The organism is Streptomyces sp. NPDC023541, assembly GCF_055559995.1.
This window is the reverse complement of the sequence record NZ_JBVHJO010000009.1, coordinates 189429-215060: the sequence shown is the minus strand read 5'-3', so window position 1 is coordinate 215060 and position 25632 is coordinate 189429. Positions and strand designations below refer to the sequence as shown.

The window sequence follows — 25632 nt, the reverse complement described above, 5'->3', positions numbered from 1 at the left end:
GAGTCCGACTCGGCGGGGAGCCGGCGCCGGCAATTCCGTTGCCTGACAGGCCTCTTGACGGTTGCGGCCCTTGACGTCGCGGGGGGCGCAGAGCACAGTGGCCACCGTTCTGAGAGCGCTCTCAGAACGGTGGACCCGGCTCTACCTCCCCCCGCACCCGCGCCTTGCAGCGCGCTTCAGAGAGGGCACCCATGCGCGAGACATCCGGCAGGAAACGAGCGACCGTACGGCGGGCCGTACTGGCCGCGATCAGCACGACGGCCCTGGTGGCGGCCGCCGCCGCGGGCGTCGTGCTGCCCGCGAACGCCGCGGCTCCCCCCGCACCGGCGGGCTGGACCCAGGTGTTCCTGGACGAGTTCGACGGGGCCGCCGGCTCGGGGGTGAACACCACCGACTGGCAGTACACCACCGGCACCAGTTACCCCGGCGGACCGGCCAATTTCGGCACCGGCGAGATCGAGACGATGACCGCCGACCCCTCCAACGTCTCCCTCGACGGCGCGGGGCACCTGCGCATCACGCCGCGGCGGGATCCGGCGGGCCGTTGGACGTCCGGCCGTGTCGAGACCCGGCGAGGCGATTTCCAGCCCCCGGCGGGGGGTACGCTCCGCGCCGAGGCGCGCATCCAGATGCCGAACGTCACGGGACCCGCCGCCAAGGGCTACTGGCCCGCCTTCTGGATGCTCGGCACCCCGTACCGCGGGAACTGGTGGAACTGGCCGGGAGTCGGCGAGATCGACATCATGGAGAACGTCCAGGGCCTCAACACCGTCTGGGCGACCGTGCATTGCGGCACGAGCCCGGGCGGCCCCTGCAACGAGACGTCCGGCATCGGCGGCCAGCGCGTCTGCCCCGGGGCGAGCTGCCAGGCCGGCTTCCACACCTACGCCGTCGAGTGGGACCGCTCGACGGCGGTCGAGCAGATGCGCTTCTACGTCGACGGGGCCAACTTCCACACCGTGCGAGCCGATCAGGTGGACGCGACGACCTGGACCAACGCCACGAACCACGGCTACTTCATCATCCTGAACGTCGCGATGGGCGGCGGCTTCCCCGACGCCTTCGGTGGCGGGCCCGACGCCGGCACCGAGCCGGGCCACGCCATGGTCGTCGACTACGTGTCCGTACTGCGGTCGACCGGCGGCACGACACCGCCCACCACTCCCCCGACCACGCCGCCCACCACCCCGCCGTCCGGCAACCGCGACGCGTACGCCGCGATCCAGGCCGAGTCCTACGACGGCCAGTCGGGCGTGGCCACGGAGGCCTCCACCGACTCGGGCGGCGGCCGGAACCTCGCGGCCCTCGGCAACGGCGACTGGGCCCTCTTCCGGGGCGTGGACTTCGGCTCCGCGCCGGCGAGGCAGTTCCACGGCCGGGTCGCCAGCGGCGCCGCCGCCGGGGTCAGCGGGCTCGTCGAAGTACGGCTCGACAGTCGGACCTCGGCACCCGTCGGCAGCTTCTCGGTCGCGAACACCGGCGGATGGCAGAGCTGGCGCACGGTACCGGCGAACATCACGGCGGTCACGGGCACGCACGACGTCTACCTGACCTTCACCAGCGGCCAGCCGGCCGACTTCGTGAACGTCAACTGGTTCGACTTCGGCCACTGACACGAGCTGCTCCCGGGCACGGCCGGTGCAGGGCCGGTCGCGCCCGCAGGACAGGTGCTCACGTGCTCTTCCCGGCCAGGAAGCGGCGCAGTCTCGTCAGCGGCCAGGCGTTGACGACGTCGTCCGCCGTCAGCCAGCCGCGCTGAGCCGTTCCCACCCCGTACCGCATGTAGGGCAGGTGCGTGGTGGCGTGGGCGTCGGAGTTCACCGCGAACTTCACGCCGTACCGCTTGGCCCGCAGGATGTCCTCGTCGCACAGGTCGAGCCGCTCGGGGTGGGCGTTGATCTCCAGAGCGGTGCCCGATCGGGCGCACGCCTCGAAGACGGCGTCGAAGTCGGCGTCGATGCCCGGCCGTTTGCCGATCCGGCGGGTCGTGGGGTGGCCGATCACGGCGACGTGCGGGTTCTCGCAGGCGCGGATCAGGCGGCGGGTTTGTTCCCGCCGGCTCTGGTTGAAGTGCGAGTGGACCGAGGCCACGCAGATGTCGAAGCCGGCGAGGAAGTCGTCGGGCCAGTCCAGCGAGCCGTCCGGGCCGATGTTGAGTTCCGTGCCGTGCAGCAGCCGCATCCTGCGGTGCCTGCCGTCGAGTTCCCGCACCCGCTCGCGCTGGGCGAGGATCTTCTCGCTGGTCATGCGCTGCATGGCGAGGTCCGGGGCGTGGTCGGTGACCGCGTAGTACGCGTATCCCCGGGCGGCAGCGGCGGCGACCATGTCCTCCAGCGGGGCGAGTCCGTCCGTGAGGTCGGTGTGGGTGTGCAGGTCCCCGCGGATGTCCTTCTCCGTGAGGAGGTCCGGGAGGTCGCCGCGCAAACCGGCCGCGATCTCGCCGCGGTCCTCGCGCAGCGTCGGGGGTATCCAGGGCAGGCCGAGGCGTTCGTAGACGGCCTCCTCGGCCTCCGAGGTGACGCTCTCGCCGCTCTCGGCGTCGAAGAGCCCGTACTCGGAGAGCTTCAGGCCCTGGCGCACGGCGAGTTCGCGGGTGCGGATGTTGTGCGCCTTGGACCCGGTGAAGTACTGCAGGCCGGCGCCCCAGGAGGCGGGCGGGAGGACCCGCAGGTCCACCTGGAGGCCCGTGGCGGTCCGTACGGAGGTCTTCTTCTCGCCGCGCGCGATGACCTCGGCGATGTACGGGAGGGACGTGAGGGCTTCCATGAACGGCGCCGACCGGCGTGCCGCCACCAGGATGTCGAGGTCGCCGATGGTCTCCCGCATGCGGCGCAGTGATCCGGCGTACGTGCACCGGACGCAGCCGCGGACGGCGGACAGCTCGGCGACGAGCTGTTCGGCGGCGTCCATGGCGGCGCCGACGAGGATCCGGCCCTCGCCCGCCTTCTGCAGCAGTGCGATGCCGTGCAGGATGTTGTCCTCGGTCCGCTCGCCGAAGCCCTTGAGGTCGCGCAGCCGTTCCTGGTGGACGGCTTCGAGCAGCTGGTCGACGGAGGTGATGCCCAGCTCGTCGTACAGGACCATGGCCTTGCGCGGTCCGAGTCCGGGGATGGCGATCAGCTCGCGCACTCCGGACGGCACGGCGGCCCTGGCCTCGTCGACGACGGACATGCGGCCGGTCCGCAGGTATTCGACGATCTTGTCGGCGACCGACCGGCCGACGCCCGGGATCTCGCGCAGCCCCTCGGCGTCCAGGGTGGCGACGTCCTGCGGGTGGCCCCCGACGGCGCGGGCGGCCTTTTCGTAGGCGCGCGCCTTGAATGCCTCCCCGCCCCGGATCGCGATGAGGTCCGCGTATTCCTGGAGCATCGCCTCGACCTGGTCGTTGGCTCGGACCATGCCTCCAGGGTGCCCCGCGGGCACCGGGCGGGCACGCCGGGCCGCCGGGGCCGGGCGGGCCCGGCCCCGGCCGGGGCACGGCTGCCCCTGGTTTGGCGGGCGGCAGCGCGGGCAGCCGCGAGACACACAGGCGAAGGCCCCGGAAATGGAGTGCGGACATGTCTACAACCACACTCGTAGTGGTGATCGTCATCGCGGCGGTCGTGGTGCTCGCGCTCATCGCGACGCTGTGGCTGTCAGCACGGCGACGGCACCTGCGCGAACGGTTCGGCCCCGAGTACGAGCGCACCGTGCAGGAGGAGGGCGGCGCGAGGGCCGCCGAGCGCGACCTGCGGGCCCGTGAGCAGCGGCACGACCAGCTGGACATCAAGGAACTCCCCGCCGAGCGGCGGCGCGAGTACGCCGAGGCCTGGAGCGAGGTCCAGGAGCACTTCGTGGACCGCCCGGAGAACTCCGTGGCGGAAGCGGACGAGCTGGTCTCCAGGCTGCTGGACGAGCGCGGATACCCCACTGCGGGATACGAGGACCGGCTGCGTGACCTGTCCGTCGAGCACGGGCGCACCCTCGACCACTACCGGGCCGCGCACGACGTCAAGGTGCGCAGCGGCGGGGGCCGGGCGACGACGGAGGAACTGCGCGGGGCGATGGTGCACTACCGCGCCCTGTTCGAAGAGCTTCTGACGGATCAGAGGAGTCGTTGACATGCGTATGCCTGGAGACCAGGAGGCCCGGGACACCGAATCCGGTCCGACCACGGAAGACATCCTGAATTCGGGCGCGGCCGAGGAACGGCAGGCGCCGGCGTACCCGGGTGAGGCCACCTCCGAGTGGACGGAGGACCCGTCCGGGACGACAGGGACGGCAGAGATGACAGGGGCGGACGAGGCGGCAGGGGCGGACGAGTCGACCGCGACCGACCGGCCCGACGCCAGGGGTCCGGCCGACGCCGACACGGAGGAGCCGCTGCTCGGCACGACGGAGACCGAGGAGTACCGCAGGAAGTGGAGCGAGATCCAGGGCCGGTTCGTCGACGACCCGCAGGACGCCGTGAGGTCCGCGGACACCCTGGTGGCGGAGGTCATGCAGGCGCTGGCCGGCAGCTTCTCCACGCGCAAGCAGGGCCTGGAGGGCCAGTGGGGGCGCGGTGAGCAGGTGGCGACGGAGGACCTGCGGGTCTCGCTGCAGCACTACCGCTCGTTCTTCAACCGGCTCCTCAACACCTGAATCGACGCATCGACTGGTGAGTCGACACCTGGAACCACCACCGGACACCCCCTGAGCACCACGTCCGAGCACCGCGTCCCGGACGACGCCGTACCTCACTCGGCGTCGTCCGGGACGTGTATGTCCAGTACACAGATGTCGTCGAGGTTGCCCGCCCGCTGCGCCGCCAGTGTGCGGGCGAGCTCGCCGTCCACGCCGTCCCGCAGCAGCCGCAGGGCGGTTTCGGCCAGGCGGCCCAGTCCGAGGTCTATGTCCTCGCCCGGCTGCTCCACGAGTCCGTCGGTGTAGAGCAGGAGATGGTCACCGGGCCGGAGGTCGATGACGGCCTGTCCGTACACGGAGTCGCGGGCGGCGCCCAGGAGGCAGCCGTCGGGCTGGGGCAGGAAATCGGCCCGGCCGTCCCGGATCAGCAGCGGCGGCAGGTGTCCGGCCCGCGCCCAGGTCAGGCGGCGAACATCCGGCTGGTAGCGCCCGATGACCATGGTCGCGGTGGCGGACGGCTCCGAATCCGAGTGCAGCAGCAGATGGTTGAGCCGGCGCAGGACCTCGATGAGGGCCGATCCGGTGGTGGCCATGCCCTTGGCGGTGAACCTCAGCTGGGCCATGGTGCCGACGGCCGCCAGGCCGTGGCCGGCCACGTCCCCGACGACGAAGAGGGCGCTCCTGTCGGGCAGTTCGATGGCGCTGTACCAGTCGCCTCCGACGTTCACTCCGCTGTCCGACGGGACGTAGGCCACGTCGACGCACAGCCCCGCGAGCTCCACCGACTGCCCCGGTATCGGCAGCAGGGTCGCCTGGAGCCGGGCGGCGAGCGCGCGCTCGGCCTGCAGCATGCCGGACTGGACCAGGACGGCCCGCTCGCTCTCGCGCAGGGCGAGTTCCGCGTCGCGCAGCGCGGTGACGTCCTGGAAGAACCCGTGCACCTCGACCGGGCTCCCGCCGGCGTCCACGCGGGCCTCGACGACCATCCGTACGTGCCGGACGCCCTCGGCCGTGGTGATCCGGAACGGGTGGTCGACGGCCCGCTGCCCCAGTCGCAGCAGCCGGTGGACGACCGCGGCCGTGCGCGTGCGGTCATCGGGCAGGACGTACTGGGCCAGCTCCTCCAGCCCGATCGGGCCCAGCGCGGGATCCCGCTCGAAAATGGCGTAGACCTGGTCGGACCAGACGACCTCGCCCGTCGTCAGCTGCCAGCCGGCCCAGCCCAGGTTGCCCAGGCGCTGCATGTCGGTCAGCCTTCGGGCTTCGCGCTCACTGATGTCGTGGCGGACCCAGGAGACGATCAGGCGCCCTCCCAGCCGCGTCGCCCGGACCGAGTACACGGACTCCTGGGGGAACCCGGCGCCCACTTCGTGATAGGTGAAGGGCTCGCCCTCGTACACGGCCCCGGTGGCCAGGGTGTCCTCGTAGCCTTCCCACAGCGCGGTGCCGGCCACGGTGGGGTACGTCTCCAGGACCCGTCGGCCCACGAGTTCCTTGCCCCGGCGTCCCCCCACGTCCACGGATTCCGGCGTGGCCGCGTCGATCCGGTAGTCCTCGATCTCCCCCGTCGCCGACCGCAGCGGGGTGAGCAGCACCGCGGGCCCGGACAGCGCGTCCAGGACCGTCTGGACGGAGGCGACGTCGGGGACGGCAACGGCCGCCGCGCCCGCGTCGGCGGGCCCGCCGTTGCGCAGCGGGGCTGCGCACAGCCGGACGGCCCGGCGCAGCACCGTACGGGTGTCGGGGTCGAAGGGGCCCGGACGGTTCCGCAGGAAGCCGACGGCGCTCCGCACGCGTCCACCGGTCGGTACGGGGATCCAGGCGCGGGACGGCCACTGTCCGGCGGCCTCACCGATCAGCAGGTAGCGGCGGGCGTCCGCCGCCGGGTCCTCCAGCCATACGGCCTGCCCCGCGGCAATGGCTTCGAGGGCGGCGACGCCGCTGAGCGGGGGAACGTGGCGCCATTGATCGGCCAGTGACCCGGTGATGCCCGCGTGGCCCCTCAGCTCCAGGCTGCCGGTGGACGTCACGGTGTAGATCATCACGCCGTCCACGCCCAGCGGCGCGCCCAGAACGACGCGCAGCAGCTCCGCGATGCCGTCCTCGCAGTCCGTCTCGGCGAGGCCCTCGGCCAGTCGGGGCAGCAGTGCGCGCAGGCAGTCGTCGGCCGGCGCGGCGACGGCGTCGCTCCCGGTCCCGTTCCCGGTCCCGGTGGCCGGCTCCGCCGGTTCCCGCCGCCCTGTCCCGCCCGCGGCCGACGTCGCGGGCGCGGGCGTTGTCCTGGGCGTCGGCCTGGACCGGACCTGGCCCAGGGTGAGCCAGCACTCCTCCATGAGGGTCCTGCCCCACCGGGTCCCGCGCGCGAGCAGCGTCTCGTAGGCCGCGTCGGCGGATGTACCCGTCCGGGCCATCAGCACGCCCTTGGCGCGCTCCACGACGGCGGTGGACGCGGCGATGCCCTGCAGGTCCGCGATTTCCGCTCGCAGCCTGGCCACCACCTTGGCCAACGCCAGTACCTCGGGTGAGGCACCCTCGTCGGGAGGCACGACGTCGTGCGTCATATCTTGAGGATGGCACGGCGGTGGCGGGGTACGCGCCCGACTGCGGGCCCGGAGCGCCCGCGGCCCCGCGGGAAGGGCACGGCCTGCGGAGTTACCCTCGGAGCAAGCGGCGAAAGGGATGGTGCGCATGTGTCGGTGGCTCGCCTACTCGGGTACGCCCGTCCTGCTCGACACCGTGCTCTACCGCCCCGAGCACTCGCTGATCAACCAGAGCCTCCGTTCCCGGATGGGCGTGGAATCGACCAACGGCGACGGTTTCGGGCTCGGCTGGTACAGCGCGGACGGAAACGGCACGCCCGCGGTCTTCCGTGACATCGGCCCCGCCTGGAACAACCGGAACCTCCAGGAGCTGGCCGCGCACGTCCGCTCGCCCCTGTTCTTCGCGCACGTCCGGGCCTCGACCGGTTCGGCCGTCCAGCAGACGAACTGCCACCCGTTCCGGCACGGTCGCTGGCTGTGGATGCACAACGGGGCCATCGGGGACTTCGCCCGGCTCCAGCGCGATCTGTGCATGGCCGTCGACCCGGCCCTGTTCTCGTGCATCGAGGGGTCCACGGACTCCGAGGTGATGTTCTACCTCGCGGTCACCTACGGGCTCGACCAGGACGTTCCGGGTGCGGTGGCGAGGATGGCGGGACTCGTGGAGCGGCTCGGCAAGGAGCACGGCGTGGCGGAGCCGCTGCAGATGACGGTGGCGGTGAGCGACGGCGAGCGCGTCTGGGCCTTCCGGTACTCCAGCCAGGGGAAGTCGCGCTCCCTCTACTACAGCAGCAGGGCCGACACGGTCCGGCACCTCTACCCGGAGATCGACTACCTCAGGGAGGTGTCCGACGACACCCGCATCGTGGTCTCCGAGCCGCTCGGCGACCTGCCAGGAGTGTGGAACGAGCTCCCCGAGAGCAGCTACGCGGTCCTCCCGTCCGGTCCGGACGCGGACTACCTCCCCTTCATTCCGGAGTTCTAGCCGGAGTTCCAGCTGTGGCCGGTGCCCCTGAGTGAGGGGGGATCCGGCGGGTAGGTGAAGCACAGGAGGAGGGCCTGGAAGGACGGCAACACCGCCTCGGCCGGCCGGTCGCAACCGGTTGCCGGCGGGCCACCCTCACCGAAAGGACCCCCGATGTCTCTGGCCGTGTCCACGTCGGCGCCCCGTCGCGGGAGCCGGACGGTTGCGCCCTTCGGACGGGGAAGCGGCAGCTGCGCCGCGGCCGTCGTGCCGACCATGGGCGTGGAGGAGGAGTTCCTGCTCGTCGACCGCCGCAGCAGGGCCCCGGTGGGCCGCGCGGCACGGGTCATCGAGGCGGCTTCGGGCAGACTCGGACCGCTGGTCCAGGCGGAGTTCTTCACCGCCCAGGTCGAGTCGTGCACGAGTCCGACGTCGAGCACGGCCGTGCTGCGGGCCGAGCTGGCGTGGCTGCGGGCCGAGCTGGTCCGGGCGGCGGATGCGCAGGACTGCCTGCTCGTCGGCACCGGCACCGCGGTGATACCGCCGGAGCACCCGCTGACGATCACCCCGGACGAACGCTACCGGCGGATGGCGGTCCGCTTCGCGTCGGCCGTGGGGGGCTACGACCAGCCGGTCTGCGGCTGCCATGTCCACATCGGCGTGGCCTCCCGGGCGGAGGCCTTGGACCTGGCCAACCGGATCCGGCCCTGGCTGCCCACCCTCCAGGCCCTCAGCGCCAATTCCCCCTTCGACCGGGGCAGGGACACCGGCCATGCCAGCTGGCGGGCGGTGGAACACGCCCGCTGGCCCACGGTGGGCCCCGCTCCCTTCCTCGACGAGGCCTCGTACGAGCGCATCGCCAACGACCTGGTGCGGTGCGGGGCCCTGCTGGACCGGCGGATGATCTACTGGTACGCCCGCCCGTCCGAGCACGTGCCGACGCTCGAGATCCGCGTCGCCGACGTGAACGCCCGCCTCGACACCGTCGTCCTGCTGGCCGCGCTCGTCCGCGGGCTCGCCGGCGTACTGCTGCCCGAGGGCGAGGAGGGCAGGCCGCCACCGTTCCTGGAGTGTGGGCGGCTACGGGAGGCCCACCGGCTCGCCGCCGTGCACGGGCTGAGCGGCGAAGGCCTCGATCCGGTCGGCGGAGCCCGTGTGCCGGTGTGGGACATGGTGGATCGGCTGCGCGAGCGAGCCGCTCCGGGACTGGCCGCGGCCGGCGACCTCCACCTGGTGGACACCCTGCTCGACCGGCTGCGCTCAGAGGGCGGCGGGGCGGACCGACAGCGCGCCGCCCATCTCCGGCGCGGAAGGCTGAGCGACGTGGTCGACAGCCTGGCGATGACGACCGCAAGCGTGTGAGAAGAGACGGAAGGAACTGCCATGGACGACCAGGGCGGCGCAGGCGGAGTACCGCTGCACCACGACGACGACGAAGCCCGACGCCGGGCTCCGCACGCCGGGTCGCGTGCCCGGAAGGCGCGCAAGGACGAGGGGACCACCCGGGCCGCGGACACGGATGAGGCGAGCCGCCTCGACCGGCCGGCGGAATCCGGCGGGCCCGGACCGGACACCCGCTGGACGGGGCCGGACGACGACCGGCCGGCCACCCCCCGGCGAGCGCCCTGAGGAGGCCGGCGTGAACCGGAACCTCAGGCCGCCCACGGGCCGCGCCCCCACGTTCCTGGCCATCTACCTCAATGACCACCTGACGGGCGCGAACGGTGTCGTCGAGCTGCTCCGCCGGGCCGCGGAGGCCCATCGGGGCGGCGCCCTCGGCACCTCGTTGGAGTCGCTGGGCGAGCAGGTGGCCCAGGACCGGCGGAGCCTGCTCACCCTGATGGCCGATCTCGACGTGCCCGTCATGCGGACCAGGGCCGCCTTCGGCCGGATCGCGGAGAAGGCGGGCCGTCTCAAACTGAACGGCCGCGTCCTGTCCCGGTCCCCGCTCAGCGACGTCCTGGAACTCGAAGCGATGCGCCTGGGCGTGGAGGGCAAGGCGGCCTGCTGGCGGTCGCTGCGGAGCCTGGCGCGCACCGACCCCCGTATCGACGTCTCCCTGGTCGAGGAGCTCATCGGGCGGTCCGAGCAGCAGATCCGCGCCCTGGAGGCCATGCGCAGCGCCTGTGCGTCACAGCTCTTCGCCCGGGAGGCGCGCGGCCGGGCCGCGACACCCCACGCCGCGCAGGCCGTGTGGCGCCGCGGCCACCTTCGCGGCCTGCCGAGGACCGGCCCGACCTGAGCGGCTCGGCCCGATTCCGACCCATCCGACCTGACCGGCCCGCCGGCCCGGCCCCGGCCTTGACCCCGGCGTATCAGATCCGACCGCGGGACCGGGCGAAGCGGCGGGTGGGCTCCGGGTCCGAGGCGAGCGGGGCGGTGTCCATGCCCGCGCTCGTGCGGAGACCCTCGAGGAACTCCTCGATGGCCTGGACCGAGGTGTGCCGGGGTTCCCAGGACAGCTCGCGCCGCGCCCGGGTGGAGTCCATCAGCGGGAGCCGCAGGACGGCGTCGAACAGGTCAGGTGATGCCGGGACCAGGTGCAGCCGCCACGCCGCGGCGAGTGCGGCCCGCACGGGGGCCGTCGGCACGGGCAGGCTGCGGGCGTCGAGGACGCCGGAGAGGACCTCCGCGTCCAGCGGCGGATCGGCCGCCAGGTTGAAGGGCCCGCGGACCGGGAGGGCGGCGGCGGCCCGGTAGGCGGCGGCCGCGTCGTCGGTGTGCAGGGCCTGGAAGCGCAGCCCGGCCAGGTCGGGCACGGCGGGGAGCAGATCGGGGCGCAGGAACCGGCTCGGGAGCAGCCGGCCCGCGAAGATGCGGCGCTGCTCGGAGGCGGACTGCCGCTTGAAGAGGAAGCCCGGCCGCATCCGCACGACCCGGATGTCGGGGTGGGCGCGTTCGTAGGTGTCGAGGACCCGTTCGAGATAGGCCTTCTCCCGGGTGTAGGCGGCCTGCGGCCAGCCGTGGGTGGGCCAGGACTCGTCGACCGTGCGGTCCTTCGGTCCCGGTGAGTAGGCGCCGACCGACGACGCGTGCACGAGGGCGGGCACGCCCGCGGCGGCCACGGCTTCGAAGACGCGGATGCTGCCCAGGACGTTGGTGCGCCAGGTCTCGGCGGGGTGGTGGGTGGGCTGGAACTTCCACGCGAGGTGGATGACGGCGTCGGCCCCGGTGAAGAGCGCGGCCAGGTCCCCGCCGCCCGGTTCCACGTTCACGGCGTGCCAGTGCGTCTTCGGCGGCCGCCACAGGGGCATCCTGCGGGCCAGGCCGAGCACGGACTCGACGGAGGGGTCCTCGGCGAGGGCGAGGACGACACTGGTCCCGACGTTCCCCGTGGCGCCGACGACCACGACACGAGCGCCCTCACCTCGCCGTTCGGCTCTGCGGTCGGCGTTCTTCTCCGCCGGTGCCTGCTGCGTCATCGTGTCGGCTCCTCTCTGCGGAGGGCGATGGGCTGCCCCGCCGGTCGGGCCGACGGGCCTGCGGGCCTGCGGGCCTGCGGGCCTGCGGGCCTGCGGAGCGCCTACCCGGGCCGCCGCACCGCATGCGCGGGCCGTGGCGGGCCGGGCCCGTGCGGGAGCGCGACCGCTCCGGCATCCTGGGCGTGAGCCGGTCTTTTGCGGGGAGGTGCCTGAGTGCCGCTCCCGTCCGGCTCCCGGGGCGGGCGCAGGCACTGGCACACGTACGGGTACAGAGAGGCGAGAGCCGTGACCGAGAAGGACATCTGGGGCTACCACGAGGACGCCGGCCATCACAGCGGCATCGATCTCGTCGGCTACAAGGTCGAGGCCACCGACGGCCACATCGGCAAGGTCGACAAGCACTCCGCCGACTTCCGGGCCTCCCACATCGTCGTCGACACGGGCGTCTGGATCTTCGGCAAGCACGTCCTCCTGCCGGCGGGCACCATCGAACGCATCGACACGGCCGAGGAGAAGGTCTACCTCGGCCTGACCAAGGAACAGATCAAGAACGCGCCCGACTACGACGAGGCCAAGTACGCCGGCGAGCCGAACTTCATGGACCGGTTCGGCCACTACTACGGCCAGTCCCACATGTAGGGGCGGGCATGAGGTACGTGAGCCCCGGCAAGGGGTACGCGCGGGACAGCCGCTACCTCACCACCCGGATCACCGTCGACGGGCGCGACGGGTTCCCCGTGGAGCCCGGCCGCTACCGGCTGGTGGTGGCCCGGGCCTGCCCGTGGGCGAGCCGGGCCGTCGTCGTACGGCGGCTCCTCGGTCTGGAGGAGGCGCTGCCGATGGCGGTGGCGGGCCCGACGCACGACGACCGCAGCTGGACGTTCGACCTGGACCCGGGCGGCCGCGACCCCGTGCTCGGCATCGAGCGCCTCCAGGAGGCCTACCTCGCCCGCGACCCCGACTACGACCGGGGCATCACGGTGCCGGCGATCGTCGACGTGCCGACCGGGCAGGTGGTCACCAACGACTTCGCGCGGATCACGCTCGACCTGTCGCTGGAGTGGACGGCGTACCACCGTGAGGGAGCCCCCGACCTCTACCCGCCGGCGCTGCGGCCGGAGATCGACGCCGTGAACGAGGTGGTCTACGAGGAGGTGAACAACGGCGTCTACCGAGCCGGTTTCGCCGGGTCCCAGGAGGCCTACGCGTCGGCGTACGAGCGTCTGTTCGCGCGCCTGGACCGGCTCGCCGAGCGGCTCGCGGCGTCCCGCTACCTGGTGGGCGACACCATCACCGAGGCGGACGTCCGGCTGTTCACCACCCTGGTGCGCTTCGACGCCGTCTACCACGGCCACTTCAAGTGCAACCGGCGGAAGCTGTCCGAGACGCCGGTGCTGTGGGCGTACGCGCGGGACCTGTTCCAGACGCCCGGCTTCGGCGACACCGTGGACTTCGACCACATCAAGCGGCACTACTACCTGGTCCACGACGACATCAACCCGACCGGGATCGTGCCGGCCGGCCCGGACCTGTCCGGCTGGCTCGAACCCCACGGCCGCGAGGCGCTCGGCGGCCGGCCCTTCGGCGACGGCACCCCGCCCGCGCCGGTCTCCGCCGAGGAGAGCGTGCCGGCGGACCACACACCGCTGCCCTCCTGACGCCTTGCGGTGATCACCCGTTACCCTTCTGTTCGGCCGGGCCGACTCTTTCGGATCGTGCCGGGCCCGCCCGTTGACCATGGAGGAAATCACGTGCCCGAACCGCGTTCCGGCAGCCGCCCCACTCTGGAGGCCGTCGCGGCGCTCGCGGGCGTGTCGAGGGCCACGGTCTCCCGCGTGGTCAACGGCGGCGACGGGGTCCGCCCGCATCTGGCCGACCGGGTGCAGACGGCGATCCAGGAACTGGGTTACATCCCGAACCACGCGGCGCGCACGCTGGTCACCCGGCGCACCGGCGCCGTCGCGGTGATCATCCCCGAGCCCGAGGCCCGGGTCTTCTCGGACCCCTTCTTCTCCCGTCAGATACGCGGCATCAGCAAGGAGTTGACCGCACACGACACGCAGCTGGTGCTGCTGCTGGTGGAGGACCACTGCGACTACGACCGCATCGAGCGCTACCTGGCCGGCGGCCACGTCGACGGGGCGCTCGCCTTCTCCCTGCACACCGATGATCCGCTGCCCGCCATCGCCCGCCGCCTCGGCATGCCCATGGTCTACGGCGGCCGCCCCGGCTGGACCTCCGGACCCGGCGAGCCGGACAGGGTGACGTACGTCGACGCGGACAACCGCGAGGGCGCCCGGGAGGCCGTACGGCACCTGCTGGCGCAGGGGCGGCAGCGAATCGCGCACATCTGCGGCCCGCTCGACCAGACTTCGGCGGTCGACCGGCTGAGCGGCTACCACGACGTGCTGCCCGCCGCCGGGCCCGAGCTGGTCGCCGTGGGGGACTTCACCGCGGCGGGCGGGGCGCGCGCCATGGCCGAACTGCTGGACCGGGACCCCTCGATCGACGCGGTGTTCGCCGGCAACGACCTGATGGCGACCGGTGCGCTGCGCGTGCTGCGGGAGCGCGGCCGGACGGTGCCCGGTGACGTGGCGGTGGTGGGCTTCGACGACGCCGAGCCGGTGGCGGAGAGCGCCGACCCGCCGCTGACGACGGTGCGTCAGGACGTCGAGGGCATGGGGCGGATGATGGCGCGGTTGCTGATGGAGCGGCTGGGCGACGGCCGCGAGGGCCGGAACGTGCCGGGTCCGGTGATAACCGAGACGGCTCTGGTGCGGCGCGCGTCGGCCTGACGCGGGGCCCGCGCGACGGGCGCGGGCCCCGGTCCCGCCCGGTCAGCGGGCGGGGCACTGCTTCCAGGAGAAGTGGTAGACGCTGTTGATGCTCCCGTCCGTGGAGTCGAGGGCCATGAAGCTGGTCTTCGACGGGTCGGAGGTGCCCACCTCCGCACGCAGTTCGGTGTTGATGTTGAAGTTGCGCTGCTCGCCGCAGGGCGACCAGGCCAGGGCCTCGATGCCGGTGGTGTCGGTGGCCTGCCAGTTGTCGTCGAGGGCGCCGTCGAACCGGTGGGTCCGGTAGGCGGTCTGGCTCATGCCCTGGAAGTAGTAGCTGGCCTTCTGCGTGCCGATCGCGCCCGGCTGGAGGCTTCCGAAGCCCCGGTAGTCGACCTGCGCGATGGCGTAGGTGTAGCCCTGCGGGACGTGCACGACGAGGGACAGCAGACAGTTCTTGCGGCCCTCGACGGCGGGGACGCCGCCGCCGGCCTGGGCCAGGTACTCGCTGTAGGTGACGGTGAAGGCCGAGTTGTCGGGTGACACGGCGACGGCGGCACTGCCGGGACGGCAGCCCGATCCGTTGACCGTGGCGACGTCCACGGTCACCCGGTCGACGGGGGCCGAGGCCGATGCGGAGGCCCCCGCGGAGGGGCTGAGCGTGACGAGCGTTGCGGTCACGGCGGCTGCGGTGAATCCGGTACGGAGCGACTTGATCACACCGACATGGATAGCGGTCCGCCGGGGGCGGGACCGGCCGGCGGGTGCGCGGTCTCACCTTGACGGTCGACACGATTCACCGCAGAAACGATAAATCACCTCATATCGACCGGCCGAACGGCCCCAAGACACCTTCAGAAAGCGGCGATCGGGCCGGTCACACCTGCCCAGGCTTTCGCTTTGTCCTAATATCGCCGGGTTCCTTCAAGTCATCAGCGGGCTCCGGCGCCGGCCTCGGCGCGGGCCCTCCTGCGGTGAGGAGTCCCATGTCCCGCGCGTCCCGGTCCGCCGTCCTGTCGGTGCTGGCCCTCGCCGCGGCCCTGGCCGTACCGGCGGCCGGGCCCGCACCGGCGCGTGCCGCGGTCCACCACGCCGGCGACGAGGCCGCCGTGCTCGGCGAGGACCACGCACGCGCCCACGCCCGGCTGCGCCAGGCCGCCAAGGGCACCCAGGGGTATCCGCAGGCGAAGCGGACGGCCGGCCTGGCCGCGCTGGAGAAGTCCCAGCGCGAGGCCAACGCCGGTTTCGACGCGGCCCGCTTCGGCCGCTTCGCGCAGTTCTTCCCGTCACCCGACTTCGGCGTCCACCTGGCCCTGCTGCCCACGGGCAAGGTCCTGCTGTTCTCCTTCGAACGCGTCGAGGCCGACCCCACGAAGGAGACCGGGCCGACGAACACCGTGGGCCGGGCCAACGCCGGCCGCGCCTGGCTCTGGGACCCCGCCCTGGGGATCGGGGCCCGGGCCTTCAAGAACGTGCCGCCGCCGGTGGTGCTGATGCCCGACGGCACCTACTCCCCCCGCCCCGCGCCGTTCTTCTGCGCCGGGCACTCGTACCTGCCCAACGGGATGGTCGGGGTCTTCGGCGGCAACGTCGGCGGCAAGGGCGGCAGCGGCGCCAAGCTGTCCTTCGTCTTCGACCCGTGGACCGAGAAGTGGTTCCGCAACCGCGACATGGCCGTCGGCCGCTGGTACCCCTCCGTCGTGACCGGGGCCGACGGCCGGCAGATCATCATGTCCGGCCAGTCGGAACGCGGCACGGGCACCCCCACCCCGGTGGTCGAGCGCTTCCCCGCGCTCGGACACCGCGTGCCCTGGCGGCCGTACGACATCCCGGCCGGCGTCCCCGCCGAGCCCCTCCGCGCGGACGCCCCCTTCCGCAACGACTACCCGCACCTCTTCTCGCTGCGCGACGGGATGATCTACGGCCTCGGCCGCGACGCCGACCAGCAGTGGATCTTCGACCCGGTCAGGGACGTACGCAGCGACCTGCCGCGGCGGCCCGCCGACTTCCGCGGCTACGGCTCGGCCGTGCCACTGCCGGCCGGCTTCCGGGGCCCTGACTCCGTCCTGGTCCTCGGCGGCGATCCGCGCGACCCGCACACCTACCGGCTGTCCGGCGGGCGCTGGACCACCGAGGAGCCGAGGGCCTTCGGCCGGACCCAGGACGGCACCCTGATCCTGCCGGACGGCACGCTGCTGACGGTGAACGGCGCCCTGGACACCCGGGACTACGGCCACGGCCCGTTCAATCCGGAGGCGGACCTGAAGTACCGGCAGATCGAGGTGCGCGACGCGCGGGGCCACTGGCGGCTCGGACCCGCCCAACGGCTGCCGCGCGGCTACCACTCCAATGCCCTGGTCCTGCCGGACGGCCGGATGATGGTCACCGGCGACGAACTCCAGCAGATCGCCAACGACCCCGACATCAAGGACGGGATGGACGGCAGCATCGAACTGTACGAGCCGGCCTACCTGCACCGGGGCGCCCGTCCGGCTCTCGACCGGGTCCCGGCGGGCGACCTCCGGTACGACGCGGTCTTCCAGGTGTCCAGCTCGACGGCGAAGGACGTCAAGCGCGCCGTCCTACTGGCCCCGACCACCGTCACCCACTCGGTGAACACCAGCCAGCGGCACTTGGACCTGCGGCTCACCGGCGTCCGGGACGACCGGATCGGGCTGCGGACCCCGCCCGGCGCGGCCGACGCCCCGCCCGGCTACTACATGCTCTTCCTGCTCGACGCGAAGGGCGTGCCCAGCACCGCGAAGTGGATCAAGCTCGGCGTCCGCTGAGCCGCGAGCCCGGCATGTCGGCGAGACGCCCCCTGGGGCGCCCCAGTCCCGTGCCGTAGCTGTCGTCGTGCGCCCGCCGGGGATTACGGGACAGCGCTCAGCGCAGTCGCACCACGGCGGCGCGTCCGTCGGTGCGGACGAGGCCGGTGAAAGCTCCCCGGACCAGGGCGGCGTCGTACTGGCCCAGAGCATGGCCCGGGCCCCACGCGGCATCGAGCGCCGCCGCGCCGTCCAGGGCGACCACCAGCAGGGTCTCGCCGGGTTCGGCGGCCACGGTGAGCCGGCCCCGGACGACGGCGGTCTCCGCCGTCGCCGCGCCGCGGCGGTACATCACGTTGAAGTTCACGACCGGGCCGGAGATGAGCCGGCAGTCGGTCGGCTCGTCCCCCGCGAAGTCCTGCGGCGCGAAGCGTTCGTCCACGAGCCTGTGCACGCCGCCCACCACGAGGTCCATACCCGTGCCCTCGGCGAGCGTGAGGGTGCGGTCGACGCCGGGGAAGGCCGAGAAGGGGCCGTCCCCGGCCACCTCGGCCAGGCTCGCCCGCCAGCGGAAGGAATCCGTGCCGGCCCCGACGGGCCACGCGGCGATCTCCCGGGTGACTCCCCCGCCGTTCTTCCACACCGTGGCGGGGCGGCCGGCCGCGCGCAGGACGCGGACGTCGCCGCCGCCGTTCACGCCCCGGCCCCGGTACCGGCCCTGGTCAGCCGCTCGCGCAGTTCCTCGGTGTCGGCGAGGAACCACGTCTGGCGGCCCCGGTTGCACTCCCGGACGAAGTCCCGCAGCGCCGCACTGGCCGCCGTATGACGCGAGATGTCGCCGAGGACGACGACACCCACCCGGTACTGGACGAACTTCTGGATGATGTCGCCCGCGACCCGGGTGCTCAGCCGGAAGAACGACTCGTCGAAGCGTTCGACGGGGATGACGGCCCATTCGGCGCCCTGGTACGAGGCGTTGCCGATGCAGTCCAGGGCCTCGCGTTCACCCGCGATGGTCTCGCCCTCGGCCCCGCACATCAGGACGGGCACGTCGTCGATCGTCTGAAGGGTGTCCACGGAGGTCGAGACTAGCCCTTCTCCATCGACGGGCGCAGGCGAGCCAGCAGGCCGTACAGCGTGGCACTCTCGGCCTCGTCGAGGGTGTCGAGCGCCCCGTGCGCCGCCTGCATCTCCTCCCGTACACGGCGGATGACCTGTCGGCCCGCCTCCGTCGCCACCACGTTCTTGACGCGCCGGTCCGCAGGATCGGGCTCCCGGCGCACCAGCTCGCGGGCCTCCAGCCGGTCCACGATGCCCGTCACGTTGGACGCGTCGCAGACCAGCAGGACAGCGAGGCCCCGCATGGGCACCGGGCCGTCCAGCTGCGCGAGCACCCGGGCCTGGGTGGGGGTGAGGCCGTGCTGGGCCGCGGCCGCGGCGAACTCGCGCCACTGGGCGGTGCCGATGGCGGCGAGCAGCTCCAGCAGCTGGACCTTCGTGGGGGCGTGTGTGGCGGTCTCGCTCATACCCCGAGCCTACTCAGAATGCTTGACATTATCAATTGTTTACTTGACTACCTCAAATATCGACCTCTACCTTCGATCGAGTTACTTGATGACATCAAACATCTGGGTTCCGAAGCTTCCCGGCTCCGAAACACGAAGAAGGTCCCGCAGCCATGAGCACCCCATCCCCCGCCGGCCCGGTCTCCGGGCAGCGGAACGAGACGGTCATCGTCCTCGCCCTGAGCCTCGCCGCGATGGTCGTGTCGATGATGCAGACCCTGCCGGTCCCGATCCTCGGCCTGATCCGCGACGATCTGGGCACCTCGACCGCAGACGTGAGCTGGGTGACCACCGCCACCCTGCTGTCGGCGGCCGTCTTCACACCGCTCCTCGGCCGGTTCGGTGACCAGCACGGCAAGAAGCCCACGCTGGTGGCCGTCCTCGGCGTGATGGTCGCCGGCTCCGTCCTCACGGCGCTGGCCTCCTCGCTCCCGCTGCTGATCGTGGGCCGCGTCCTCCAGGGCGCCGCCACCGCGATCTTCCCGCTCGCGCTCTCGGTGCTGCGCGAGGAGATCCGCCCGCAGAAGCTGCCCGGCGCGATGGCACTGGTGAGCGGCACGCTCGCGTTCGGCAGCGGCCTCGCGCTCGTCGCCACCGGACTGCTCACCTCCGGACCCGACGCGGACTACCGCAACGCCTTCTGGATGGCGACCGGCCTCGCGGTCCTCGCCCTGCTCGCCGTGGTCGTGCTGGTCCCCGCCACCCGCACCAAGACGGGCGGGCGCACCGACGTCCTCGGCGCCCTGACCCTCGGTGCCGCGCTGCTGCTGCTCCTGCTGGCGATCTCACAGGGGCACGAGTGGGGCTGGACCTCCGGCCGTACCCTCGGCGGCTTCGCCGGCGCCGCCGTCATGGCCGCCGTGTGGGTCGTCACCGAGCTCAAGGTCCGCGAGCCCCTGGTCGACATGAAGATGTTCGTGCACCGCCCGGTCCTCATGGCCAACCTGTCCGGCCTCCTCGTCGGCTTCGGCATGTTCGCGAGCTTCCTCGGCGTCTCCTACCTCGTGCAGATGCCCGAGGCCCTCACCGGCTACGGCTTCGACGCGTCGATCCTGCGCGCCTCCGTGGAATTCCTGCTGCCCAGCGCGATCGTCTCGCTGCTCGCCTCGCCCGTCGGCGGCCGGATCGTGCGCCACCGCGGGCCGCGCACGGCCCTGGGCGCGGCCGCCGCGCTGGGCGCGGTCGGCTTCGCCTGGCTCGTCGTGGACCACCAGCACGCCTTCTCGGTGATCGGCTCCGGCCTGGTCGTCGGGGCGGCCGTCAGCTTCGGCTACGCCGCCATGCCCGCCGTGATCATGTCGAGCGTCCCGCCGCACCAGAGCGGCATCGCCAACGGCATCAACTCGATCTCCCGCTCGACGGGCAGTGCGATCGGCAGTGCCGTCGTGACCACGATCCTGGCCTCCAAGACCATCGAGCACCTGCCCGCGGGGGTTCCCCCGCTGCCCGCCGAGTCGGGCTTCACCCTCACCTTCGGGATCGGGGCCGTCGCCTTCGCCCTGGTCGGGGTGATCGGCCGGCTCGGCCTGCGCGCCGGACACAGGCCGGTCGGCGCGGCCGTCGAGCGCCCCGCCGCGACCGCCGAGCCCGTGAAGGCCGACGCCGTCGGCTGACCCCGTGGCCGCCGGCCCGGCGGCCCGCCCCCGCGTGTCGTTCGCGCCGGGCGGGCCGCCGGGCCTTGCATGGTGGGTGCATGAAGGCTACGGACGTCATCGCGGACGGGTTCGGTCGGATCCGGGAGGTCGTGCACGAGGCGGTGGAGGGGCTGCCGGCAGAGCTCTTGGACGCCCGCGTAGACCCGGAGGCGAACTCGATCACCTGGCTGGTCTGGCACCTGACCCGGATCCAGGACGACCACATCGCGGCCGCCGCGGGCCTGGAACAGGTGTGGCTGACGGGGGGCTGGGCGGACCGGTTCGGCCTGCCGCTGCCCGCCACGGCCACCGGCTACGGTCATTCCGCGCGGCAGGCGGGCACCGTCCGGGTCGACTCGGGCGACCTGCTCCTGGGCTACTTCGACGGGGTGCACCAGCAGACCCTGGGCTTCGTCCGCGGGCTCGCGGCCGCCGACCTGGACCGGGTGGTCGACGAACGCTGGGACCCTCCGGTCACCCTCGGGGTGCGCCTGGTCAGCGTGCTCGCCGACGACCTGCAGCATGCCGGTCAGGCGGCCTACGTACGCGGCGTGCTGGAGCGGGGCCGGGGATCCTGAGCCGCGCAGGGCCGGTCCCGCCCGTCGGGACTCAGAGCGGGTGCGCTCGCCATTCGGCCCGTGGAGGCCGTGCAGACGTCCCAGCGGTCCCCGGAGCGACGCAGCTCCAGGACCACCGCGACCGGGTGGCCGCCGGTCGGGGAGAGGTCCACGTCGACGGCCGCGCTGTCGCCGCGCCTGGTGGACGACACGATGTGGTGCCCGAAGCGGGGCGCGATGCCGTGCAGGACGTCCGTCGGCGGGGTCGGGGGCGCCGCCCGGGCATCCGCTTTCCCGGTCCGGCGCGCGGCGCATGTCAGCCGCCCACCGCTTCGGGGTACTGGTCCACCGCCCGGTGCAGCGGGCTGCGCCCCACGACACCGGTGCCGGTGAACACGACCGCCATGACGATCACGGCCCCGCGCAGCGGCAGTCCCACCGCCAGGACCACCGGCTTCTGCGTATCCCCGCGCAGGCGCCGCATCGCGGGCGGCCGTCCTGCGCCCGGCCCGCGACCGTCCCGTTGCCCGGACAGCGTGCGCGGGGAGCGTCGAAGGGGGTGGCCCGGCAGGGGGCGGCTCAGCCGCGGAATTCCTCGGTACGGACCGGGGAGGCCTCGGCGAGGGCCCGGGTGACGCCTTCGACGCCGTCGCGGAGGCCGTAGACGGGGGTGCCGGGCTGCTGCCGCCAGGAATCGTCGAGGCCGCCCGCGTCGACGGTGTCGAAGCCGAGTTCCTCCATGAGGTCCCGTACGGCCTTCTTCGCGGTCTCGTCGTCGCCCGCGACGGGCAGCGCGACCCGGTCCGGGGCGCCGGCCGGGCGGTGCCGGTCGAGGATGTCCTGGGCGTAGGTGCCGTTGAAGGCCTTGACCACGGGATGTCCGAGCTGCCGCTCGGTCCACCGGCTCTCGGTCAGGCCCTCGTCCTCCACCCCGGCGATCCGGCCGTCGCGCCGGCGCGGGTAGTAGTTGCCGGTGTCGATGACCACGAAGCCCGGGGCGGCCCCGTCGAAGAGGCCGGCGGGCAGGTCCGGCACGTTCTTGAACGGGATGGCCACCACGACGATCTCGGCCCCGCGCGCCGCCCCGGCCACGGGGACGGGGGTGGCGCCGGTCTCCTCCGCGAGGGCGCTCAGGGTCTCGGGCCCCCGTGAGTTGGCCACCGCGACCTCGTGTCCGAGGGCGGTGAGCCGGCGGGTGAGGTTGCCGCCGATGTTGCCTGCGCCGATGATGCCGATCTTCATGAGCTCTCCAGTGCCTGCGGGGCCGGTGTCGTGCTCCTGTCCAACTCCCGTCGGCGGTGCGGCATTCCGCCCCGGAGGGCCCGAAGGGGGCGGTCACCCGATCGGGATGCCCGCCCCCTCGTGCTCAGGCTCCGCTCGCGTCGAGCATCTCCTCGCGCTCCACGATCTTCACGCGCGCACGGCCCTGGGGCTCACCGAGGGCCTTCTCGGCCGCGTCCAGCCGGTACCAGCCCTCCCACGTCGTGTAGCGCACGCTGCGCTCGGCGAGGAAGGCCTCCACCGCCGCCGGCTCGGGCGAGGCCGGCGTGCCCAGGCGGCCCTCCGCGTGGTCGGCGAGCAGGTTGGCGACGGTCTCGTTCGCGTCGCCCTTGGTGTGGCCGATCAGGCCGATCGGGCCGCGCCGGATCCAGCCGGTGACGTACGTCGACTGCATGGGGCCGCCGGCGTCGATCACGCGGCCGCCCTCGTCCGGGACGGTGCCGGTCGCGACGTCCCAGGGGAGCTTGGGCAGCTCGTCGGAGAGGTAGCCGACCGCGCGGTACACGGACTGCACGTCCCAGTCGGTGAACCGGCCGGTGCCCTTGACGTTGCCGGTGCCGTCCAGTTCGGTGCGCTCGGTCCGCAGACCCACGACCCTGCCGTCCTCGCCGAGGATCTCGGACGGCGACTCGAAGAAGTGCAGGAACAGCTTGTGGGGCCGGTCGCCGATGTCGCGGATCGCCCAGTTCTCCAGGGTCTTGGCGACCATGTCGGTCTGCTTGTTCCCGCGCCGCTCGGCGATCGAGCCGTCGTCGTAGTCGATGTCCTCGGGGTTGACTATGACCTCGATGTTGGGCGAGTGGTCCAGCTCGCGCAGCTCCATGGGGCTGAACTTGGCCTGCGCCGGGCCTCGACGGCCGAAAACGTGCACCTCGAGGGCCTTGTTGGCCTTGAGGCCGTCGTAGACGTTGGCCGGGATCTCGGTGGGCAGCAGCTCGTCGGCCGTCTTCGCGAGGATGCGCGCGACGTCCAGGGCGACGTTGCCGACGCCGAGCACGGCGACCTTCTCGGCGTCCAGCGGCCAGGTGCGCGGCACGTCCGGGTGGCCGTCGTACCAGGAGACGAAGTCGGCGGCGCCGTAGGAGCCGTCGAGGTCGACGCCGGGGATGTCGAGCGCACGGTCGGCCGTGGCGCCGGTGGAGAAGATCACGGCGTCGTAGAAGGACCGCAGCTCGTCGAGGCTGATGTCGCCCGGGTAGTCGACGTTGCCGAAGAGGCGGACCTGCGGCTTGTCGAGCACCTGGTGCAGGGCGGTGATGATGCCCTTGATGCGCGGGTGGTCGGGGGCGACGCCGTAGCGGATCAGGCCGAAGGGGGCGGGCATGCGCTCGAAGATGTCTATGGACACACCGGGCTCGACGGCGGCCTCGGACTTCAGCAGCGCGTCGGCGGCGTAGATGCCGGCCGGGCCGGCTCCGACGATTGCTACCCGCAGAGGGCGAGGCATGGCAGGGGTTCCCTTCGAGCGACGGCAAGGTGGATCAAGGTGGATCAAAGGGAACCCTAAACGAAGGTAAGCCTAAGTCAGCACCCGGTGTCGCCTTATGCCCCCATAATGAAATCTTATGACCTCCCCAAGCCGTCCTTGGAGTATCCGGGAACTCGCTGGTCAGCGCTTACCGAGACTGACAGACTGGGACGGCTTGATCACTCCAGGAGGACGAATGGCTGACGCAGCAGACACCCCGCAGGACGAGTCCCCGGCCGAAGCGGCCAAGCGCCGGTTCCGGGAGGCCCTGGAGCGCAACGCCGCGAAGGCGCACTCGCAGCAGGCCCACCAGAACCGCGCCAAGGTCCAGGGCTCCAGCAGCGCCGCGAGCGGCAAGAACAAGAAGGTCCGCCGCAAGAGCGGCTGACCCCTCGCGCGCCGGGAGCACGGCCCGGCCGCCCGCGGCGGCCGGCCGGGTCCGACCCGGCGGATCGTTGGGCCACTCGGGTGAGGGGGCATAACCCCGGACACCGTCAGCAGTTGATCAGCGCGTCCCGCCGTGGGCAGCTATCTCATGCGACAGTGCGACCGAAGGATCCCCCAGATGCTGAAGAAGTTCATGGCCACCGCCGCCGCCACCGCCGCCGTGCTCGGCGCGGGTGCCGCCGCCGCCTCGCCCGCGATGGCGATCGGCAACGACAACGGCGTCAACACCGTGAACGGCAACGACGCGGCGCAGATCTACGGCAACCAGGAGACCCACGGCAAGATGAGCCCGCAGCTCGCTCCGATCCAGGGCTCCCTCAACAAGCTCTGCGTCGGCCTGCCGGCCAAGGTCAACGCCCAGTCCTTGTTCGCGCTCATCGCCAACATCGGCGTCCAGGACGTCAACGTCCTGTCCAACCCGCAGAACCAGCAGTGCGCCGAGAACTCCACCCAGGCCAAGGGCGACGAGTCCCTCTCGCACATCGCCAGCAACATCCCGGTCCTCTCCGGCAACCTCTCCGCCGGCAGCTGACCGGATCTCCCGCGCCGGTGTCACGCGCAACGCGCGCCACCGGCGCTTTCCTTTGGTCTAGACCTTGACAGGTTCAGACCATTCCGTTTCAGTGGGCGTCATTGCCCCCACGGCAACTCCCCCCACTGAAGGAGCAGTTACGTGATACGTGCGCTTCGCCGCCGCGCCCTCAGCCTGGTCGCCGCCGCAGCCGTCACAGCCGGTCTCGCCATCGCCCTCCCCTCCTCCCCCGCCGCCGCGGCGGCCCCCTGCGCCTCCCCCTGGGCCTCCTCAGGGGTCTACACGAACGGCATGAGCGCCTCGTACGGCGGCCGCAACTGGCAGGCCAAGTGGTGGACCCAGGGCGAGACCCCCGGCACCACCGGGCAGTGGGGCGTCTGGTCGGACCAGGGCGTCTGCGGCGGCGGGGGCCAGGAGCCGGACCCGGATCCCCACCCGTCCGGATTCGTGGTATCCGAGGCCCAGTTCAACCAGATGTTCCCGAACCGGAACCCCTTCTACACCTACAACGGCCTGGTCGCGGCACTGTCCGCGTACCCCGGCTTCGCCAAGACGGGCGACGACACCGTGAAGCGGCGCGAGGCGGCCGCCTTCCTCGCGAACGTCTCCCACGAGACCGGCGGCCTCGTCCACATCGTGGAGCAGAACACCGCCAACTACCCGCACTACTGCGACGCGACCCAGCCGTACGGCTGTCCGGCCGGGCAGGCCGCCTACTACGGCCGCGGCCCCATCCAGCTCAGCTGGAACTTCAACTACAAGGCGGCAGGTGACGCCCTCGGCATCGACCTCCTCGCCAATCCCTACCTCGTGGAGCAGGATCCGGCCGTCGCCATGAAGACGGCGCTCTGGTACTGGAACACCCAGAACGGCCCGGGCACGATGACCGCCCACGCCGCCATGGTGAACGGCGCCGGCGTCGGCGAGACCATCCGCTCCATCAACGGCTCCCTGGAGTGCAACGGCGGCAACCCCGCCCAGGTCCAGAGCCGGATCTCGAAGTACCAGAGCTTCACCCAGCTCCTCGGAGTGACCCCCGGCAACAACCTGAGCTGCTGACGGGCGGCACGGCCGC

General features: G+C 72.4%; 26 protein-coding genes. 16 read left to right on the top strand and 10 right to left on the bottom strand.

The annotated features are described in order from the left end of the window. Positions 1 to 191: 191 nt before the first annotated feature. Complete coding sequence (locus ACZ3X1_RS23600) at positions 192 to 1613, top strand: glycoside hydrolase family 16 protein (RefSeq protein ID WP_467280856.1); 1422 nt, start codon at positions 192 to 194, stop codon at positions 1611 to 1613. 58 nt (positions 1614 to 1671) lie between these two features. Here ACZ3X1_RS23600 and polX read toward each other — a convergent pair whose 3' ends face one another. Beyond that, positions 1672 to 3399, bottom strand: a complete 1728-nt coding sequence (gene polX / locus ACZ3X1_RS23595) for a DNA polymerase/3'-5' exonuclease PolX (RefSeq protein WP_467280855.1) — start codon at positions 3397 to 3399, stop codon at positions 1672 to 1674. A 158-nt stretch (positions 3400 to 3557) separates the two neighbouring features. Here polX and ACZ3X1_RS23590 point away from each other — a divergent pair, with 158 nt between their 5' ends. Together ACZ3X1_RS23590 and ACZ3X1_RS23585 are read left to right on the top strand one after the other, a co-directional pair. Beyond that, positions 3558 to 4100 carry a hypothetical protein gene (locus ACZ3X1_RS23590; protein WP_356816057.1) on the top strand — a complete coding sequence of 181 codons (543 nt, stop codon included), beginning with the start codon at positions 3558 to 3560 and terminating at the stop codon, positions 4098 to 4100. Between the two features lies 1 nt (position 4101). After that, positions 4102 to 4623 (top strand): hypothetical protein, encoded by a 522-nt coding sequence (locus ACZ3X1_RS23585; RefSeq protein WP_467280854.1) that lies wholly within the window; start codon positions 4102 to 4104, stop codon positions 4621 to 4623. A gap of 95 nt (positions 4624 to 4718) precedes the next feature. On the opposite strand, the gene ACZ3X1_RS23580 is transcribed toward ACZ3X1_RS23585, so the two are convergent. Beyond that, positions 4719 to 7166, bottom strand: coding sequence for a SpoIIE family protein phosphatase (locus ACZ3X1_RS23580; protein ID WP_467280853.1), 2448 nt, complete (start codon positions 7164 to 7166; stop codon positions 4719 to 4721). 127 nt (positions 7167 to 7293) lie between these two features. Between ACZ3X1_RS23580 and ACZ3X1_RS23575 the strand changes: the two genes are divergently transcribed. The 4 genes from ACZ3X1_RS23575 to ACZ3X1_RS23560 all read left to right on the top strand — a co-directional run bounded on the left by ACZ3X1_RS23575 (position 7294) and on the right by ACZ3X1_RS23560 (position 10351). Next, positions 7294 to 8130 carry a class II glutamine amidotransferase gene (locus ACZ3X1_RS23575; protein ID WP_356815970.1) on the top strand — a complete coding sequence of 279 codons (837 nt, stop codon included), beginning with the start codon at positions 7294 to 7296 and terminating at the stop codon, positions 8128 to 8130. Positions 8131 to 8283: 153 nt separating this feature from the next. Further along, a complete protein-coding gene (locus ACZ3X1_RS23570) occupies positions 8284 to 9471 on the top strand; it encodes a carboxylate-amine ligase (protein WP_467280852.1) in 1188 nt (395 codons plus the stop codon). Positions 9472 to 9492: 21 nt separating this feature from the next. Beyond that, the gene (locus tag ACZ3X1_RS23565) at positions 9493 to 9738 is read left to right on the top strand and encodes a hypothetical protein (protein ID WP_467280851.1); all 246 of its coding nucleotides are present in this window, start codon (positions 9493 to 9495) and stop codon (positions 9736 to 9738) included. A gap of 10 nt (positions 9739 to 9748) precedes the next feature. Then, positions 9749 to 10351 carry a hypothetical protein gene (locus ACZ3X1_RS23560; RefSeq protein ID WP_362623785.1) on the top strand — a complete coding sequence of 201 codons (603 nt, stop codon included), beginning with the start codon at positions 9749 to 9751 and terminating at the stop codon, positions 10349 to 10351. 73 nt (positions 10352 to 10424) lie between these two features. On the opposite strand, the gene ACZ3X1_RS23555 is transcribed toward ACZ3X1_RS23560, so the two are convergent. Beyond that, positions 10425 to 11531, bottom strand: a complete 1107-nt coding sequence (locus ACZ3X1_RS23555; protein ID WP_467280850.1) for an NAD-dependent epimerase/dehydratase family protein — start codon at positions 11529 to 11531, stop codon at positions 10425 to 10427. Positions 11532 to 11816: 285 nt separating this feature from the next. Between ACZ3X1_RS23555 and ACZ3X1_RS23550 the strand changes: the two genes are divergently transcribed. The 3 genes from ACZ3X1_RS23550 to ACZ3X1_RS23540 all read left to right on the top strand — a co-directional run bounded on the left by ACZ3X1_RS23550 (position 11817) and on the right by ACZ3X1_RS23540 (position 14326). Continuing rightward, on the top strand, positions 11817 to 12170 hold the full coding sequence (locus tag ACZ3X1_RS23550) for a PRC-barrel domain containing protein (RefSeq protein WP_356815843.1): 354 nt from the start codon (positions 11817 to 11819) through the stop codon (positions 12168 to 12170). A gap of 8 nt (positions 12171 to 12178) precedes the next feature. After that, positions 12179 to 13189 carry a glutathione S-transferase family protein gene (locus tag ACZ3X1_RS23545; protein ID WP_467280849.1) on the top strand — a complete coding sequence of 337 codons (1011 nt, stop codon included), beginning with the start codon at positions 12179 to 12181 and terminating at the stop codon, positions 13187 to 13189. Between the two features lie 93 nt (positions 13190 to 13282). Next, positions 13283 to 14326, top strand: coding sequence for a LacI family DNA-binding transcriptional regulator (locus ACZ3X1_RS23540; protein ID WP_467280848.1), 1044 nt, complete (start codon positions 13283 to 13285; stop codon positions 14324 to 14326). 42 nt (positions 14327 to 14368) lie between these two features. On the opposite strand, the gene ACZ3X1_RS23535 is transcribed toward ACZ3X1_RS23540, so the two are convergent. Then, positions 14369 to 15025, bottom strand: a complete 657-nt coding sequence (locus ACZ3X1_RS23535) for a DUF4360 domain-containing protein (RefSeq protein WP_390078681.1) — start codon at positions 15023 to 15025, stop codon at positions 14369 to 14371. Positions 15026 to 15291: 266 nt separating this feature from the next. On the opposite strand from ACZ3X1_RS23535, the gene ACZ3X1_RS23530 reads away from it, so the two are divergent. Then, positions 15292 to 17094: a galactose oxidase-like domain-containing protein gene (locus tag ACZ3X1_RS23530; RefSeq protein WP_467280847.1), complete on the top strand. Its 1803-nt coding sequence runs from the start codon at positions 15292 to 15294 to the stop codon at positions 17092 to 17094. Between the two features lie 97 nt (positions 17095 to 17191). On the opposite strand, the gene ACZ3X1_RS23525 is transcribed toward ACZ3X1_RS23530, so the two are convergent. Genes ACZ3X1_RS23525 through ACZ3X1_RS23515 form a run of 3 tightly spaced genes read right to left on the bottom strand, consistent with a single transcriptional unit; the run spans position 17192 to position 18599 of the window. Next, positions 17192 to 17770, bottom strand: coding sequence for a HutD/Ves family protein (locus ACZ3X1_RS23525; RefSeq protein WP_467280846.1), 579 nt, complete (start codon positions 17768 to 17770; stop codon positions 17192 to 17194). Continuing rightward, entirely contained in the window at positions 17767 to 18150 is a 384-nt protein-coding gene (locus ACZ3X1_RS23520) for a DUF4180 domain-containing protein (protein WP_356815834.1), read from the bottom strand. Before ACZ3X1_RS23520 ends, ACZ3X1_RS23525 begins: the two co-directional genes overlap by 4 nt. Positions 18151 to 18161: 11 nt before the next feature. Beyond that, positions 18162 to 18599, bottom strand: a complete 438-nt coding sequence (locus ACZ3X1_RS23515; RefSeq protein WP_356815832.1) for a MarR family winged helix-turn-helix transcriptional regulator — start codon at positions 18597 to 18599, stop codon at positions 18162 to 18164. Between the two features lie 152 nt (positions 18600 to 18751). Between ACZ3X1_RS23515 and ACZ3X1_RS23510 the strand changes: the two genes are divergently transcribed. Beyond that, positions 18752 to 20251, top strand: coding sequence for an MFS transporter (locus tag ACZ3X1_RS23510; protein ID WP_467280844.1), 1500 nt, complete (start codon positions 18752 to 18754; stop codon positions 20249 to 20251). 80 nt (positions 20252 to 20331) lie between these two features. Then, positions 20332 to 20850, top strand: coding sequence for a mycothiol transferase (locus tag ACZ3X1_RS23505; protein ID WP_356815904.1), 519 nt, complete (start codon positions 20332 to 20334; stop codon positions 20848 to 20850). Between the two features lie 295 nt (positions 20851 to 21145). Here ACZ3X1_RS23505 and ACZ3X1_RS23500 read toward each other — a convergent pair whose 3' ends face one another. The 3 genes from ACZ3X1_RS23500 to ACZ3X1_RS23490 all read right to left on the bottom strand — a co-directional run bounded on the left by ACZ3X1_RS23500 (position 21146) and on the right by ACZ3X1_RS23490 (position 23557). Beyond that, positions 21146 to 21313, bottom strand: coding sequence for a hypothetical protein (locus ACZ3X1_RS23500; protein ID WP_467280843.1), 168 nt, complete (start codon positions 21311 to 21313; stop codon positions 21146 to 21148). Between the two features lie 95 nt (positions 21314 to 21408). After that, on the bottom strand, positions 21409 to 22071 hold the full coding sequence (locus ACZ3X1_RS23495; protein ID WP_467280842.1) for an NADPH-dependent F420 reductase: 663 nt from the start codon (positions 22069 to 22071) through the stop codon (positions 21409 to 21411). Positions 22072 to 22195: 124 nt separating this feature from the next. Further along, positions 22196 to 23557: an FAD-dependent oxidoreductase gene (locus ACZ3X1_RS23490; protein WP_362623837.1), complete on the bottom strand. Its 1362-nt coding sequence runs from the start codon at positions 23555 to 23557 to the stop codon at positions 22196 to 22198. A gap of 217 nt (positions 23558 to 23774) precedes the next feature. On the opposite strand from ACZ3X1_RS23490, the gene ACZ3X1_RS23485 reads away from it, so the two are divergent. From ACZ3X1_RS23485 to ACZ3X1_RS23475, 3 genes are all read left to right on the top strand, one after another. After that, on the top strand, positions 23775 to 23966 hold the full coding sequence (locus tag ACZ3X1_RS23485) for a DUF5302 domain-containing protein (protein WP_356815900.1): 192 nt from the start codon (positions 23775 to 23777) through the stop codon (positions 23964 to 23966). A gap of 177 nt (positions 23967 to 24143) precedes the next feature. After that, positions 24144 to 24557, top strand: coding sequence for a rodlin (locus ACZ3X1_RS23480; protein ID WP_467280841.1), 414 nt, complete (start codon positions 24144 to 24146; stop codon positions 24555 to 24557). Positions 24558 to 24698: 141 nt separating this feature from the next. Next, on the top strand, positions 24699 to 25616 hold the full coding sequence (locus ACZ3X1_RS23475) for a glycoside hydrolase family 19 protein (protein WP_467280840.1): 918 nt from the start codon (positions 24699 to 24701) through the stop codon (positions 25614 to 25616). The last annotated feature ends 16 nt before the right edge of the window (positions 25617 to 25632 follow it).